At 55.6% G+C, this 15,574-nt stretch carries 12 protein-coding genes; 7 read left to right on the top strand and 5 right to left on the bottom strand.

What is annotated here, in order from left to right; all coding sequences use genetic code 11:
* Positions 1 to 76: 76 nt before the first annotated feature.
* On the bottom strand, positions 77 to 1,585 hold the full coding sequence (locus FFS28_RS08450; RefSeq protein ID WP_072208862.1) for an anion permease: 1,509 nt from the start codon (positions 1,583 to 1,585) through the stop codon (positions 77 to 79).
* A 607-nt stretch (positions 1,586 to 2,192) separates the two neighbouring features.
* On the opposite strand from FFS28_RS08450, the gene FFS28_RS08445 reads away from it, so the two are divergent.
* Both FFS28_RS08445 and FFS28_RS08440 read left to right on the top strand, forming a co-directional pair.
* Positions 2,193 to 4,973 (top strand): flavocytochrome c, encoded by a 2,781-nt coding sequence (locus tag FFS28_RS08445; RefSeq protein WP_137849292.1) that lies wholly within the window; start codon positions 2,193 to 2,195, stop codon positions 4,971 to 4,973.
* Between the two features lie 93 nt (positions 4,974 to 5,066).
* Complete coding sequence (locus tag FFS28_RS08440; RefSeq protein ID WP_137849291.1) at positions 5,067 to 6,029, top strand: FAD:protein FMN transferase; 963 nt, start codon at positions 5,067 to 5,069, stop codon at positions 6,027 to 6,029.
* Here the strand turns inward: FFS28_RS08440 and dcuR are convergent.
* Both dcuR and FFS28_RS08430 read right to left on the bottom strand, forming a co-directional pair.
* On the bottom strand, positions 6,010 to 6,729 hold the full coding sequence (gene dcuR / locus FFS28_RS08435; RefSeq protein ID WP_102890543.1) for a two-component system response regulator DcuR: 720 nt from the start codon (positions 6,727 to 6,729) through the stop codon (positions 6,010 to 6,012). The two genes, FFS28_RS08440 and dcuR, sit on opposite strands and share 20 nt — an antisense overlap.
* On the bottom strand, positions 6,726 to 8,342 hold the full coding sequence (locus FFS28_RS08430) for a sensor histidine kinase (RefSeq protein ID WP_137849290.1): 1,617 nt from the start codon (positions 8,340 to 8,342) through the stop codon (positions 6,726 to 6,728). The genes dcuR and FFS28_RS08430 overlap by 4 nt, the downstream gene beginning before the upstream one ends.
* 163 nt (positions 8,343 to 8,505) lie before the next feature.
* Between FFS28_RS08430 and FFS28_RS08425 the strand changes: the two genes are divergently transcribed.
* Positions 8,506 to 9,369, top strand: a complete 864-nt coding sequence (locus tag FFS28_RS08425) for an N-acetylmuramic acid 6-phosphate etherase (RefSeq protein WP_137849289.1) — start codon at positions 8,506 to 8,508, stop codon at positions 9,367 to 9,369.
* Positions 9,370 to 9,410: 41 nt separating this feature from the next.
* Here FFS28_RS08425 and ompC read toward each other — a convergent pair whose 3' ends face one another.
* A complete protein-coding gene (ompC, locus tag FFS28_RS08420) occupies positions 9,411 to 10,550 on the bottom strand; it encodes a porin OmpC (protein WP_137849288.1) in 1,140 nt (379 codons plus the stop codon).
* 366 nt (positions 10,551 to 10,916) lie between these two features.
* On the opposite strand from ompC, the gene FFS28_RS08415 reads away from it, so the two are divergent.
* Genes FFS28_RS08415 through FFS28_RS08405 form a run of 3 tightly spaced genes read left to right on the top strand, consistent with a single transcriptional unit; the run spans position 10,917 to position 13,579 of the window.
* Positions 10,917 to 11,612, top strand: coding sequence for a phosphohydrolase (locus FFS28_RS08415; RefSeq protein WP_137849287.1), 696 nt, complete (start codon positions 10,917 to 10,919; stop codon positions 11,610 to 11,612).
* Between the two features lie 49 nt (positions 11,613 to 11,661).
* Positions 11,662 to 13,095 carry a DNA cytosine methyltransferase gene (locus FFS28_RS08410; protein WP_006176229.1) on the top strand — a complete coding sequence of 478 codons (1,434 nt, stop codon included), beginning with the start codon at positions 11,662 to 11,664 and terminating at the stop codon, positions 13,093 to 13,095.
* Positions 13,076 to 13,579 carry a very short patch repair endonuclease gene (locus tag FFS28_RS08405; RefSeq protein WP_137849286.1) on the top strand — a complete coding sequence of 168 codons (504 nt, stop codon included), beginning with the start codon at positions 13,076 to 13,078 and terminating at the stop codon, positions 13,577 to 13,579. The genes FFS28_RS08410 and FFS28_RS08405 overlap by 20 nt, the downstream gene beginning before the upstream one ends.
* Here FFS28_RS08405 and yedA read toward each other — a convergent pair.
* The gene (yedA, locus tag FFS28_RS08400) at positions 13,539 to 14,453 is read right to left on the bottom strand and encodes a drug/metabolite exporter YedA (RefSeq protein ID WP_137849285.1); all 915 of its coding nucleotides are present in this window, start codon (positions 14,451 to 14,453) and stop codon (positions 13,539 to 13,541) included. The genes FFS28_RS08405 and yedA overlap by 41 nt on opposite strands.
* 178 nt (positions 14,454 to 14,631) lie before the next feature.
* Between yedA and FFS28_RS08395 the strand changes: the two genes are divergently transcribed.
* Positions 14,632 to 15,543 (top strand): DUF808 domain-containing protein, encoded by a 912-nt coding sequence (locus FFS28_RS08395; protein WP_137849284.1) that lies wholly within the window; start codon positions 14,632 to 14,634, stop codon positions 15,541 to 15,543.
* Positions 15,544 to 15,574: the final 31 nt, after the last annotated feature.

Raw genomic sequence — 15,574 nt, 5'->3', positions numbered from 1 at the left:
CGCTTATCAGGCCTACAACATCAAAGCATGATGAGAACGGGTAGGCCCGGTAAGCTTGCGCCACCGGGCATTGTTCTTAGAACATCATGGACATCCACGGATAGCCAATCAGCAGCAGGGCCGCCAGGAAGATGGCGCCGAAGATGGTGCCCAGACGCCAGTAGTCTTTGGTTGGCAGGTAGCCGCTACCGTAGTAAATCGGGCTTGGACCCGTACCGTAAGGGGTAATGATCCCCATCACGCCCAGGGAGGTGACCATCAGCAGGACAAACACTTCCATATTCATGCCCGGGATGGTGGAGGCGATAGTCAGCATTGCAGGCAGCAGCGCCGTGGTGTGCGCGGTGGTGCTGGCAAACAGATAGTGCAGCAGGTAGAACGCCAGCAGCAGAACAATGGTCGCCACGCCCGGTGAAATACCGCTCATCAGCATGCCGCCTTCTTTGCCCAGCCAGCTGATAAAGCCGGTAGAGGAGAGGCCATCTGCCAGCGCCACCAGGGTAGCGAACCAGACGAAGGTGTTCCATGCCGCTTTGTTGCCGGTGATGTCGTTCCACTCCAGCACGCCCGTCCATAGCATCAGGCCGACGATTAACAGAGCCGCCATGGCCGGTTCAATCCACGCCGCCGCGAAGATCCACATCATCAGCGCACAGCAGACGAACACCAGCAGCAGGATTTCGTTGCGCGACAGTTTGCCCAGTTTTTCCAGTTCACGGGTCGCCCACAGCGGCACTTCGTTGTTCACTTTCACTTCTGGCGGGTAGAACCAGTAGGCCAGCAGCGGCATGGTCAGGATCAGCAGGATACCCAGCGGCAGGAAGGCGAGGAACCAGGTCCCCCAGGAGATATCAATACCCACCGTACTTTTCACCAGGGCCAGCGCCAGCAGGTTGGGTGCCAGCGCGGAAAGGAACATGGAACTGGTGATACAGGCCGCAGTAATGGCAACCCACATCAGGTACGAGCCGATCTTGCGCGCGCTCGGGTCGTTTGGTTTTGAACCGTACAGCGGTGGCAGGTTGGCGATAATCGGGTAGATGGTCCCGCCGCTGCGCGCGGTATTGGACGGCGTGAACGGGGCCAGCAGCAGGTCTGCGAAGGTAATGGCGTAACCGAGCGTCAGGCTGCGGCGGCCAAGATACTTAACCAGAATCAGCGCCAGACGGCGGCCAAAGCGGGTTTTGTCGTAGCCCGCGGCGAACATAAAGGCACCGAAAATCAGCCACACGGTAGAGTTGCCAAACCCGCTCACCGCCCACTTAAAGGAGGCACCCGCCAGTTTGAATTTCGGGTCCGCCAGCTGTTCCGGACTGAACAGTACCCACTGGCTGCAGAGCGCAATCGCCACTACGCCAGTCAGGCCAATGACCGCGCCCGGCAGGGGCTCGAAGATTAACCCGACAATCACGCCGACGAAGATGGCGAAGTAGTGCCAGGCATAAGGAGGCAACCCGTCAGGGACGGGAACAAACAGCAGAAGTATGGCGACCACGATCGGCAGCGCCATCATCAGCAGACGTTTTGCCTTTCCGTCAGATGCTTTACTCGCCGCAGGAGGCGTTACAGCAGTTTTTGTATTCATAGTGTCACGTCTTAAGTTGTAAAAAATTCGGCTCAGGGTGAATACACACTTCCGCATTCTTTTCGTGGTTCGCTTTTTTTAGTTATTTAAGGTGCGGTTTGTCTATTCAGTAATAGCGATTTAACGCATTTCTGAATGCGCTAAATTAAAAAATGATGATATTTATATATTGCGCCTTTAGAGTCCAATTCTATTGATCGCGATCAAATAAATAGAATTGAGGGAGTATTTTTAAACTTTTTAAAATAACCACTCCGGCTTATGTGGGTATTATGGTTTTTTGAGAATCGATTTATCATATTGATAACTATATTATGTGTGGTATGGTTTTATATTATTGATTTTAATGTATTTTTATTGATATTGGGGTAATGGTAAGGCCATTTGTAGCTTAACATGTTTTAAATAATTGTGAATGGCTGAAACAATGTTACTAACACCAATGTATTACGAATGTTATTTCAGGGATTAAATAGTTTTTTAACTAACGTAATAGCTTTAGTAACTAAAAAAATCTTTATATTAGTATTATGACATCGGCATAAAAAACGAAATAAAACTACGCCCGATAACGAATTCTTAATTTCTCAAGTTTGGAGTTTTTATTATGAACACTAACGAACGCATGTTGAGTCCTTTCACTTTACCGAATGGTACCGAACTGAAAAACCGTTTGTTAATGGCGCCAATGACCACCTGCACCGGCTATTACGATGGTTCCGTGACCAGCGAGCTGGTGGAGTACTACCGGGCGCGGTCAGGAAGCATCGGCACAATCATCGTTGAGTGCTGTTTTGTCGACGATCTGGGCCTCGCTTTCCCCGGCGCGATTGGTATCGATAACGACGAAAAAATTGCCGGGCTGGCAAAAATTGCGGAGGCCATCAAATCCAAAGGTTCCAAAGCGTTACTGCAGATCTACCACGGCGGCCGCATGGTCGACCCGAAGCTGATTGGTGGCCGCACGCCGGTTGGGCCGAGCGCAGTTGCCGCGCCGCGTGAGGGGGCCGCAACGCCGGTTGCCCTGACCACCGAAGAAGTGGAAGGGATGATCGTTAAGTTTGGCGACGCGGTGCGTCGCGCGATTCAGGCCGGCTTTGACGGCGTCGAGATCCACGGTGCCAACACCTACCTGATTCAACAGTTTTATTCCCCTAACTCTAACCAGCGTGACGACGAGTGGGGCGGTAGCCGCGATAAGCGCGCCAGATTCCCGCTGGCGGTGCTGGACATCACCCATAAAATGGTGCGCCAGTACGCGGACGATGCTTTCATCATTGGCTACCGTTTCTCACCCGAAGAGATGGAAGTGCCCGGGATCTGCTTCGACGACACCCTGTACCTGCTGGAAAAACTGGCGGCGCGCGGCGTGGATTACCTGCACTTCTCCGTCGGCGCAACCCTGCGTCCGTCCATCGTGGATACCCAGGACCCAACGCCGCTTATCGAAAAATATCTCGCGATGCGCTCTGACACCCTGGCTCAGGTGCCGGTGATGGGCGTGGGTGGCGTGGTGAATGCGTCTGACGTCAATGAAGCGCTGGACCACGGCTACGATCTGATTGCCGTAGGCCGTGCGACCATCGCCTACCCGGACTGGACCGACCGCATTGCCGCGGGCGAAAACCTTGAGCTGTTTATGGACAGCACACAGCGTGAAGCGTTGAACATCCCGGAACCGCTGTGGCGTTTCTCGCTGGTCGAAGCCATGATCCGCGACATGAGCATGGGCGAATCCAAATTCAAACCGGGCACGTTTGTTGAGAAAGTCCAGGACGACACTAACGAGCTGGTAATCAACGTTAGCCTTGAGACCGACCGCATTGCCGATATCGAACTGGCCTCCGGCCCGGAGGACAACGTTGAGTTTGTTACCAGCTTTGAAGAGATCCGCACCCGCATCCTTGATGCTAACACCCCGCACGTCGATGCCATTACCGGCGCGACCAGCCAGAGCGAAGCGGTGAAAAAAGCCGTTTCCAAAGCGATGCTGAAATCCAGTAAAGCGCTGGCGGCAGAGGAGGGGGCGGACCCGAACGAAACCAAATCCTTTGATGTTGTTGTGATCGGCAGCGGCGGTGCGGGGCTGGCAGCGGCCATTCAGGCCCACGATGAAGGCGCGAGCGTGCTGATCGTCGAGAAAATGCCGACCATTGGCGGTAATACCATCAAAGCCTCCGCCGGGATGAACGCGGCAGAAACCCGCTTCCAGCGTGTAAAAGGGATCCAGGACAGCAAAGCGCTGTTCTACAAGGAGACCCTGAAAGGCGGCGGCAACAAGAACAACCCGGAACTGCTGCATCGCTTCGTTGAGAACGCGCCTGAGGCCATCGAATGGCTGGCAACGCGCGGTATCATGCTGAACGACATCACTACCACCGGCGGGATGAGCATCGACCGCACCCACCGTCCAAAAGACGGCTCCGCGGTGGGGGGCTATCTGATCAGCGGCCTGGTGCGCAATATCAACAAACGCAATATCGACGTGATGCTCGACACCTCCGTCAGCGACATCCTGTTTGAAAACGGTGAAGTGACCGGCGTACGGCTGACCACCGAAGAGAACGAAACCTTCACCGTCGATGCGAAAAGCGTCATTGTGGCGACCGGTGGCTTTAGCGCCAACAGCCAGATGGTGGTCAAATACCGTCCTGACCTTGACGGGTTTGTGACCACCAACCATAAAGGGGCCACCGGCGGCGGCATCGCCCTGCTGGAACGTATTGGCGCGGGCACCGTGGATATGGGTGAAATTCAGATCCACCCAACCGTTGAGCAGAACACCTCGTACCTGATTTCTGAATCCATTCGCGGTGGCGGGGCGATTCTGGTAAGCCAGCAGGGTAACCGCTTCTTCAACGAAATGGAGACCCGCGATAAAGTCTCCGCGCAGATTATTGCCCTGCCGGAGAAATACGCTTACATCGTCTTTGACGAGCATGTTCGCACCAAAAACAAAGCGGCGGATGAGTATATCGCCAAAGGCTTTGTCACCAGCGCCAGCTCACCTGAGGCGCTGGCCGAGAAGCTGGGAATGGACTGCGAGGCCTTCCTGACGACGCTGGCGCGTTACAACGGCTTTGTCGAAAAACAGCATGACGATGATTTTGGCCGGACCACCGCGCTGCGTGCGCCAATCAACGAAGGGCCGTTCTACGCCATTCAGATTGCACCGGGTGTGCACCACACCATGGGCGGCGTGACCATTAACACCGAAACCTGCGTGCTGGATACTCACCACAACGTGCTGCCGGGAGCGTTTGCCGCGGGTGAAGTGGTCGGCGGGATCCACGGGGGTAACCGTATCGGCGGTAACGCCGTGGCAGATATCATTATTTTTGGTACCCTTGCCGGACATCAGGCGGCGATGCGCGCGAAAAATGCCTAAGGTATCTGTGTTGCAGGCCGGATAAGCGCAGCGCCATCCGGCATTTTCCCCGGCGGCGCGGTGCTTGCCGGGGCGACATCGAGGAGACATGTTATGCCCGACGGCCATCGCGTCTACAGCTATTCCGCCGTTCTGATGGGGTCACCCATCCTCCTGAAACTCTTCTCCCATGACGAAGCGCTCGCCTCCCGCGTTTTTCGCCTGATCCGCCACTATGAAGATCTGTTTACCGTCAACCGCGCTCAGTCAGAGGTGATGGCGATCAATCATGCTGCCGGCCAACATCCGGTTACCGTTAGCCGCCCGGTGTTTGAGCTGATCCGCTGTGCGCGGGCGGCAAGCCTGCTGAAAAACAGCGCGTTCAACCTCGCGATTGGTCCCCTGGTCAAGCGCTGGAAGATCGGCTTTAAGGGCGACAGCGTACCGCCTGCCGATGATATTGCCGCGCTGCTGGCCATCACCCGCCCGCAAGAGGTGGTGCTCGATGAAACTGACTCCAGCGTATTTCTGACCAAAGCCGGAATGGAGATCGACCTGGGAGCCATTGCCAAGGGCTACATTGCCGATCGGGTGCGTGATTATCTGCAAAGAGAGGGCGCTGAACGGGGGTTGATTAACCTCGGCGGCAATATCCAGACGCTCGGCTCGCCGGAGGGGGGCTGGAGCGTGGGGCTGAAAAAACCGTTCAGTACCGATGCACTGATTGGTGCCATTGTGGTGGAGAACCGATCAGTGGTGACTTCAGGAACTTACGAACGCTATTTTGAGCAAAACGGCAAACGCTATCACCACATTCTTGACCCGCGTACCGGCTACCCGCTGGACAACGCGCTGGACAGCGTCACCGTGGTGTCGAAAGATTCCCTGGATGGCGATCTCTGGACCACGCTGTTATACGGGATGGGCGCAGAAAAAGGCTGCGAGGCGCTGCGCGCGCGCCCGGACATTGAGGCCATCTTTGTGACCAAAAGCAAAGAAGTGGTGATCTCGTCGATGCACCACTTCCGCTTCACCTTACTGGATAACGCCTACCGCGTTACTGACAATACTGTTTAAGCAGCCCGATCTGCTCGGGTTGCAGACGGTAGCGATAAACCGGACGCCCGGTCGCACCGTAATGAATACTGGTGAACAGGATGTTGATCTGCGCCAGCCAAATCAGATACTTGCGGCAGGACACGCGGGAAATATTGACCGCGTTGGCCAGATCGTCGGTAGAGAACTCCGTCTCGGGATGTTCGTCAATCCACTGGCAAATGGTGCGCAGCGTTTGCGGCGTCAGCCCCTTCGGCAATTTTTTACTGTCCGCCAGCTCAGGCGCGCCGCCGTGCAGCAGCCTGTCCACATCCGCCTGCTCATAGTACTGATGTGAACCCATCAGGTTGTGCTTCGCCTTCCAGCCGTTCAACGCCTCTTCAAAGCGCGGGAACTGGAACGGTTTGATCAGGTAATCGACCACGCCGTAATGCATGGAGGTCTGAATGGTGGCGGCATCGGACGCGGAAGAGATCATAATCACGTCAATCGGGCGGCCGGACGCGCGGATCACGGGCAGCAGATCCAGGCCGTTATCCTGCTGCATATAGACGTCGAGCAGCACCAGATCGACAGGCTGGTCGGGATTGTTGATGATGGCCTCGGCCTGGTTGAGCGTGGAGGCGACGCCGCAGCAGCTAAACCCGTCAACACGATTGACATACAAACGGTTGAGGTCGGCTACCATGGCGTCATCATCGACAATTAATACATTTATCACGCGATATTCCTCTCGCTATCCCAGGGGATGTGAACAAAAAATTGAGTAAATACGCCCGGCTCAGACTCGACGGTAATGTCACCGCCCAGATTCTGGATCTGCTGGCGTGCAAGGAATAGCCCAACGCCGCGGTTTTCACCTTTCGTTGAGTACCCTTTGGTAAAAACGTCCTCCAGATGGAGGGGATCGATACCGGGACCGTCGTCGCTGACTTCACAGCTTAGCCAGCCGCCCTGATAGTGCAATAAAAGGCCAATCTCGCCCTCTGGCTGATCGTGCATGGCATCCAGCGCGTTTTCAATCAGGTTGCCGAGCACGGTGACCAGCACCGCGGCCTGTTCTTCGTTAGCCGTATCGGGCAGGTGACAGTCTTCGGCCAGCGTCAGGGTAACCCCGGCCTCCTTGGCGCGATTGATTTTGCCAAACAGGAAGCCCGCAATGACCGGTGATTTGATTTTGCGCTGGATCGCGCCGATATCGGTCTGGTAATTATTCGCGGTCTGGAGGATATACTCCTCCAGCTTGTCATAGCGTTTCATGTGCAGCAGGCCCAGGATCACGTGCAGCTTGTTCATAAACTCATGGGTATGGGCGCGCAGGGCGTCCACGTAGTTCACCATGCCGTCGATACGCTGCATGAGCTGGCTGACCTCTGTTTTATCACGGAACGTGCTGATCGCACCGATAACCCGGTTCTGGCTTTTCACCGGCACCATGTTACACAGCAGAAGCCTGCCGTTGCAGCCGATCTCCCGATCCTGACGCGCCACGCCGGTTTTCGCCACCTCGCGCAGGCTTGCCAGCAGCGGTTCGCTGGCATTCTCCGACTGTTGGCCCGACGGCAACAGCAAAATTTCTCGCGCGGCGTGGTTCACCATCGTCACGCGACCATGGGTATCCACCGCGATAACCCCTTCGCGCAGCGACTGAAGCATCGCCTGCCGTTGTTCAAACAGGGCCGAAATTTCATACGGCTCCAGCCCAAACAGGATCCGTTTCAGCACCCGGACCAGGCCCCAGATCGCCAGCGAACTCATTAATATGCTGAACAGGATCGTCCAGACCGCGTTCAGCCTTCCGCGCGTGATCTGATCTTCCACCTTTTTCAGGGAGATCCCCACGATCACCACGCCAATCTGATCGTGCTGGCTATCGTAGACGGGGGTAAACACGCGCAGCGCTTCGGCGAGCGCGCCCCGGTTGACGGAGACGTTCTCTTTCCCCTCCAGCGCGGGTGTCAGATCGTCACCAATAAAATGCAGCCCCAGCAGCGCTTCGTTTGGGTGCGAGTAGCGGATACCGCGCATATCGGTAACAACGGTGAACAGCAGATCGTTGCGCCGGGTAACGGCCTGCGCGATGGGCTGAATAATATTATCCTGAGGCGATGCCATTAAACCGCGCCGGACGTCCGGGCTGTCGGCAAAGGTGCGCGCAATGCCGAGGGCGGTATCTTTGACATCGTCTCGCGTGGCGCGGGTGATTTGCATGGAGTAGAGCGCAAATACCAGCAGCAGAACGGAGCCGATGATGGCACATACCATGAGCGTGACCAGAGTGTAGAGTTTCATCGGACGCCTGCGCGCCGGAGAAAGTTGCTGCAAATCGCTCATTACCGCTCCGCGATGATCGTGAAAGGGGGTAATTATCACCGATGACGGGCATTTCTTAAAGCCGTGTAAATCTGGCCGTTGCGCCGCTTTCGTGACCCTCCTCGCAGGTCATCCATATAAAACACTTTATAGTGTGTGGGAACTCATAATAAGGAGGCTGTTTATGAGCATTATGCTTACCGGTTCGGTCAAGGAAAGACGGCACGCCAGCACGATGAATATCGACCGATTGTCCACGCTGGACATGCTGAACGTCATTCACCAGGATGATGCCCACATCTCACAAGCCATTACTCCCTTTTTACCTCTTATTGCCCGCGTGGTCGATAACGCCGCCGCCACGCTAAGCCATGGCGGACGCCTGGTGATCGTGGGCGCAGGCCCTTCCGGGCGGATAGCGGAACAGACGGCGGCGGAGTATGCGCCGGGTAAACACCCTGTCCTGGCCATCACGGCGGGGGATGAGGCGAACCGCTACGAGCAGGGCGTGGCCGATCTTCAGGCGATCAACTTCGGCGAGCATGACATGATGCTGGCTCTCACCGTCAGCGGCAAAACGCCTTGGGTTTGGGGGGCAATGCGCCACGCCTGGTCTCTGGGGGCTGTTGTCGCGGTTATTACGGGCGACGCCCAAAGCGAAGCGGCGCAGCTGGCAAGCATGGTGATCGCCCCTGAACTGGGTCCGGACGTGGTGGCCGGGTATGGCAATACCAAAGCCGGAATTGCCCAAAAGATGATCCTCAATCAGGTGACGACCGGGCTGGCCGTTCGTACCGGGCGGGTCTACAGCAATCTGCGCGTCGATATCGAGGCGAAAAATACCCGATGGGCGGAGCGGCAAATCGCCATTGTGATGGCGGCGGCGGGCTGCACCCGGGCGGTGGCGAAAGCGGCACTGGAGGGCTGTAACCAGAATTGCAAAACGGCGGTCTTAATGGTGCTGACAGGGCTGGATGCCTGGCAGGCGCACGAGCTGCTGGCGCAAAATAACGGGTTTATCCGGGTGGCGTTGCAGGAAGCGCCATAACAAAAAAAGCCCGCATACGCGGGCTTTATCATTTATCAGGATTAGAACTGATAGGTCATGCCAACGCCAACGATGTCGTCGGTAGAAATGCTGTATGCATTGTACAGGCCTTCGTCTTCATCCAGCAGGTTGATTTTGTAGTCAACATAAGTAGAGAAGTTTTTATTGAAGCTGTAGGTCATGCCCAGGTCAACGTAGTTAACCAGGTCTTTGCTGAAGCCCTGACCATCCAGGTCTTTGCCTTTTGAGTAAACCCACGCCAGAGAAGGACGCAGGCCGAAGTCGAACTGGTACTGAGCTACCGCTTCGAAGTTCTGAGTCTTGTTCGCGATACCGAAATCACCGAATGGCGTCATGTTGCGGGTTTCTGCATACATCATGGCCAGATAGATGCTGTTCGCGTCGTATTTCGCGCCAACGGTCCATGCTTCAGCACGCTCGCCAGCAGCTACACCAACGCTTTCTCTGCTGTTGCCATAACCTACCTGTTTGTTGGTACGGTCGGAAGAAGAGTAGGCCGCGCCCAGGCTCAGGCCTTCGAGATCCCCCGCGAAATCATAAGAGGTAGACATGCCGTAGCCGTCGCCGTTCTGGAAGCGAACGTCGTTGTGGCCATTTTTCGTGCCTTCCTGGTCTTCTTCAGCGTTAGCGCCTTCGTTCGCACCCTGATACTGCAGCGCAAAGTTCAGACCTTCAACCAGACCGAAGAAATCATTGTTGCGGTAGGTTGCAAGGCCGTTGGCACGGCCAACCATGAAGTTGTCGGTCCAGGTGTAGGAATCACCACCGAATACCGGCAGCATATCGGTCCAGGCTTCAACGTCATACACCACGCCATAATTACGGCCATAGTCGAATGAACCGTATTCGCCATATTTCAGGCCAGCGTACGCCAGACGGTTAAAAGATTTATTGGCACCTTCGGTGTCGTTGGCGAAGATCTTATATTCCCACTGGCCGTAACCGGTCAGGTCGTTAGTGATCTGCGTTTCGCCTTTGAAACCCACCTGGATGTAGGTTTCGTCACCGTCATCGCCTGGGTTATCAGAGAAGGTATGACGCGCGTCGACTTTGCCGTACAGGTCAACTTTGTTGCCGTTCTTGTTGTACATTTCAGCCGCGTTTGCTGCGCCTGCCATTAATAAGGCGGGTACCAGAATTGCCAGAACTTTTCTTTTCATTATATATTCCCTTTAAAGATAATTTATATGAATATATGTAATCACTCTCCGCAATTACAGGGTCGATACTATTCTAAGGATTGTTTTTTTGGTTCAAAAATAAATGTAATTAATCTGGTATAAATATTACAAAATATTTCTATTTATCTCTTTATTTTTCATATGAATGCATTGCCTTGCTGTATAAGGCCTAATTATTATTAAGTATTTCTATTTTGTATTATTCGGGATGTTTAATTTTTGATGCTTATATATTCCATACGCCTTCAGGTAATAAATGGATAAGGGGTAATGTGTATCTCGTAAGGGAAGGGTGATGGTTGCAGGGAAAATTGCTATGGTTAGCGTTTAAAAAAGGATAAGACCATGGAACTTGCACCCTGGCAGCGCCGCTTTGAAGCGTGGCTGACCAAAAACCACACGTCGGATGACGCCGCCCATGATATATCGCACTTTCGCCGCGTCTGGATGACGGCTCAAAAACTGATGGCGGGCCAGCCGGTCGATCCGCTGGTGGTCCTCACCGCATGCTATTTTCATGACATTGTCAGCCTGCCGAAAAATCATCCTGAACGCGGTCAGTCGTCGCAGCTGGCGGCACGTAAAACGCGGGACATTCTGCAGCGCGATTTCCCGGACTTCCCGGCGCAGCATTACGCCGCCGTGGAACATGCTATCGAAGCGCACAGCTTTAGCGCCGGGATTGCGCCGCAAAGCCTGGAGGCAAAAATCGTTCAGGATGCTGACCGGCTGGAAGCATTAGGAGCCATTGGCCTGGCGCGCGTCTTTGCGGTCTCCGGCGCGCTGGGCGCGGCACTCTTTAATCCAGAGGACCCTTTCGCCGAAGCCCGAACCTTAGATGACAAAGCCTGGGCGCTCGATCACTTCCAGACCAAGCTGCTCCGTTTACCTGACACAATGCAAACCGCAGCCGGGCGCGAATTCGCGCGGCATAACACCGATTTCCTGATAGATTTTATGGCGAAACTCAGCGCTGAACTGCAGGGTGATTGCCTGGGGCGTGATCGCCAGGTGCAGAACCGCTTCCGTCGCAGTTTGTGATCCTGAACTGTGGTAATCTGTTCCCCGTCTTTATTGTCCGGTTAAAATAATGCAGGAAAATCAATTCGTCACTGAGCCCGCGCCCGAGCGGGTTGAGAAATCAACGGCAGCGGTGCAGGCGTTACTGCGCCAGCTGCTGGATATCTATGATGCAAAAACCCTGGCAAACCAGCTGGAGAACCACGGCGGGAGCCACTGGAGCCCGGCAATCGTTAAAAGACTGCTCATCAGCGACCGGGCAGGCCAGCGCCTGAGCGACGATGAGTTCCGCTACCTGCAAAATTTGCTCCCGCGTCCCTCTGCCGCGCACCCGAACTATGCGTTCCGCTTTATCGATCTCTTTGCGGGCATCGGCGGCATTCGCCACGGTTTTGAAGCGATTGGCGGCCAGTGCGTGTTTACCAGCGAGTGGAATAAACATGCGGTGCGCACCTACAAAGCCAACTGGTATTGCGATCCCGACGAACATCATTTCAATGCGGATATCCGCGACGTCACCCTGAGCCATAAAAGCGGCGTGACCGATGAAGAGGCCGCCCACCATATTCGCCAGGCTATCCCGGCGCACGATGTGCTGCTGGCGGGCTTTCCGTGTCAGCCTTTTTCTTTGGCAGGGGTCTCGAAAAAGAACGCACTGGGGCGCGCCCACGGTTTCGCCTGTGATACTCAGGGAACGCTGTTTTTCGACGTGGTACGCATTATTGACGCCCGCCGCCCGGCTATTTTTGTGCTGGAAAACGTCAAGAATTTGAAAAGCCACGACGGCGGGAAAACCTTCCGCATCATCATGCAAACCCTGGACGAACTGGGCTATGACGTGGCGGATTCGAAGGACATGGGGGCCGACGACCCGAAAATTATCGACGGCAAACATTTCCTGCCGCAGCACCGCGAGCGTATTGTGCTGGTGGGCTTCCGCCGCGATCTCAACCTGATGGGGGATTTCACGCTGCGCAATCTTCCCGCCCTCTATCCGGCTCGTCGTCCCACCATTGCGGACCTGCTGGAACCCGCCGTGGACGCAAAATTTATTCTGACCCCGGTGCTGTGGAAATATTTGTACCGCTATGCCAAAAAACATCAGGCCAAGGGTAACGGCTTTGGTTTTGGCATGGTGAATCCGAACGATCCGCACAGCGTTACCCGGACGTTATCGGCGCGCTATTACAAAGACGGTGCCGAGATCCTTATCGACAGAGGTTGGGATAAAGCGCTGGGTGAAAAAGATTTCGACGATCCGATCAACCAGCAGCACCGCCCGCGTCGCCTGACCCCGCGTGAATGTGCGCGTCTGATGGGGTTTGAAACGCCACAGGGCTACAGTTTCCGCATTCCTGTGTCGGACACCCAGGCCTATCGTCAGTTCGGCAATTCAGTGGTCGTCCCGGCGTTTGCCGCGGTCGCGAAGCTGCTGCTTCCTCGTATTCAGCAGGCCGTTGCGCGACGTCAGAGCGAGGCCGTCAATGACGGATGTTCACAATAAGGCCACCCGCAGTAAAAACATGCGGGCCATCGGCACGCGTGATACCGCCATTGAAAAACGGCTGGCCGGCCTGCTGACCGAGGCTGGCTTCGATTTTCGCGTGCAGGACGCGGCGCTTCCCGGGCGTCCTGATTTCGTTATCGCTGATTACACGTGCATCATTTTTACCCACGGCTGTTTCTGGCATCACCACGACTGCTATCTGTTTAAAGTCCCGGCCACGCGGACTGACTTCTGGCTGGATAAAATCGGCAAGAACGTGTTGCGCGATCGTCGCGATATCGCCGCGCTTATCGCGCAGGGCTGGCGGGTATTGGTGGTCTGGGAGTGTGCGCTGCGCGGCAGGTTAAAGCTGAAGGATGCGGAGCTGAGCGAACGGCTGGAAGAGTGGATCTGCGGCGGCGGTCAGGCCGCGCAGATCGATACCCAGGGGATCAGCCCGCTTACGGTTTCTCCCCCTCACACGCCACGACCACCGGCTTAGCGGGCAGCAGGTATTTGCCCAGCGTCACCAGCACCACGGCAAATACAATCACCCCAAGCGCCAGCCACTCGATGGTGGACAGCGTTTCGCCGCCAAAACCGGTTCCCAGCAGCACCGCAACCACCGGGTTCACATAGGCATAGCTGGTGGCGACGGCGGGGGAGACGTTGCGGATCAGGAACATATATGCGTTGATCGCAATAATGGAGCCGAAAAGCGCCAGATAACCCACGGCAAGGAAGCCCGAAAGCGGCGGCATCGTCGTCAGCTTCTCGCCGGTTAACAGCGAGGCGATAAGCAGCACAATGCCTGCCGCCAGCATCTCAATTGCCCCTGCCATCATCCCGGTCGGCAGCGCAATGCGCGAGCCGTACACGGACCCAAACGCCCAGCTCATCGAGCCGATCAGAATAATCACCGCGCCCCATGGGTTGCCGCTCAGATTGCCGCCGCTGTTCAGCATCACGATCCCGGCAAGCCCAATAGCAATGCCCAGCCACTCCAGCTTGCGGGTACGAATGCCAAACAGGCGGCTGAAGCAGAGCGTAAACAGCGGCACGGTCGCCACAACTACCGCCGCAATGCCGGAGGGCACGTTACGGTGTTCCGCAATGGTGACGAACCCATTGCCCACCGCCAGAAGCAGCAGGCCAATCAGGGCGGCGTTGAGCATTGGGCGCAGCGGTGGAAGTTTGTGGCCGCGCAGCAGCAGAAAGGCCAACAGCAGAACGCCAGCCGACAGGAAACGGACGCCAGCCATCAGCAGCGGTGGCCAGCTTTCGACGCCAATTCGAATCACAAAATAGGTGGAACCCCAGATGATATACAGCGAAAAAAGCGCCCCAATGAGCGGTAATAAGTGCCGGAAACGCATAATCCCTCACGACGAAATAAAAAGTTCGCTCATAGTAAACGCCAAAACTATCCCACAGGCGAGCGCTTTAATTGTGTTATAGATGTGAAATAATTGTTGACTTGAAGTGCCTGTTTCAGGGTTTTCGCTTTTGCTCCATACTATTTACTTAATTACCAAAAAAAGAAGGATAGAAATTTTGGCAGGAAGTAGCTTATTAACATTGCTGGACGATATCGCCACCTTGCTGGATGACATTTCGGTCATGGGAAAACTGGCAGCGAAAAAGACGGCCGGCGTGCTGGGAGATGATTTATCGCTAAATGCCCAGCAGGTCAGTGGGGTCAGGGCGAACCGGGAGCTGCCCGTCGTATGGGGCGTGGCGAAGGGGTCTTTTCTCAACAAGGTTATTCTTGTGCCGCTGGCGCTGTTGATCAGCGCATTTATCCCCTGGGCGATCACGCCGCTGCTGATGATTGGCGGGGCTTTTCTCTGTTTCGAAGGGGCAGAAAAAATTCTGCACTCTTTTGCATCGCGTAAAGAGAACGACACGCCGGAGGTGCGCCAGCAGCGTCTGGAGGCTCTGGCCGCGCAGGATCCGAAAACCTTCGAGCGCGATAAGGTTAAAGGCGCTATCCGTACCGACTTTATTCTGTCGGCGGAAATTGTGGCGATCACCCTCGGGATTGTCTCCGACGCGCCGCTGCTCAATCAGGTGCTTATCCTGTCCGGCATCGCCATCCTGGTGACGGTGGGCGTGTATGGCCTGGTGGGGCTTATCGTTAAGCTGGATGACATTGGCTACTGGCTTGAAGAGAAGTCGAGCGCGGTCGCGAGAGGCATTGGTAAAGGCCTGCTGGTGCTTGCGCCCTGGCTGATGAAAAGCCTGTCCATCGTGGGTACCCTGGCGATGTTCCTCGTCGGCGGCGGGATCGTGGTCCACGGCATTGCGCCGTTGCATCATGCGATCGAGCATTTTGCGTCAGCGCAGGGGGCACTCGTGGCAACCATACTGCCTACGCTGCTTAACCTGGTTATCGGGTTTATCATTGGCGTCGCTGTGGTTCTTGTGGTTAAGATGGTGGGCAAAGTGCGCGGCAACTCGCATTAATTGTTACGCGCGTCAGGATGCAAAAAGGCCG

Origin of the sequence: Enterobacter sp. 2VL (assembly GCF_005503595.1) — a bacterium.
GTDB lineage: Bacteria > Pseudomonadota > Gammaproteobacteria > Enterobacterales > Enterobacteriaceae > Enterobacter > Enterobacter cancerogenus.
This window is presented reverse-complemented; position numbering and strand designations above follow the sequence as displayed.

Coding starts and splice junctions, on each gene's coding strand:
- FFS28_RS08450 (WP_072208862.1), bottom strand. CDS start 1,585: ATGAATACAAAAACTGCTGTAACGCCTCCTGCGGCGAGTAAAGCATCT.
- FFS28_RS08445 (WP_137849292.1), top strand. CDS start 2,193: ATGAACACTAACGAACGCATGTTGAGTCCTTTCACTTTACCGAATGGT.
- FFS28_RS08440 (WP_137849291.1), top strand. CDS start 5,067: ATGCCCGACGGCCATCGCGTCTACAGCTATTCCGCCGTTCTGATGGGG.
- FFS28_RS08430 (WP_137849290.1), bottom strand. CDS start 8,342: ATGAGCGATTTGCAGCAACTTTCTCCGGCGCGCAGGCGTCCGATGAAA.
- FFS28_RS08425 (WP_137849289.1), top strand. CDS start 8,506: ATGAGCATTATGCTTACCGGTTCGGTCAAGGAAAGACGGCACGCCAGC.
- ompC (WP_137849288.1), bottom strand. CDS start 10,550: ATGAAAAGAAAAGTTCTGGCAATTCTGGTACCCGCCTTATTAATGGCA.
- FFS28_RS08415 (WP_137849287.1), top strand. CDS start 10,917: ATGGAACTTGCACCCTGGCAGCGCCGCTTTGAAGCGTGGCTGACCAAA.
- FFS28_RS08410 (WP_006176229.1), top strand. CDS start 11,662: ATGCAGGAAAATCAATTCGTCACTGAGCCCGCGCCCGAGCGGGTTGAG.
- FFS28_RS08405 (WP_137849286.1), top strand. CDS start 13,076: ATGACGGATGTTCACAATAAGGCCACCCGCAGTAAAAACATGCGGGCC.
- yedA (WP_137849285.1), bottom strand. CDS start 14,453: ATGCGTTTCCGGCACTTATTACCGCTCATTGGGGCGCTTTTTTCGCTG.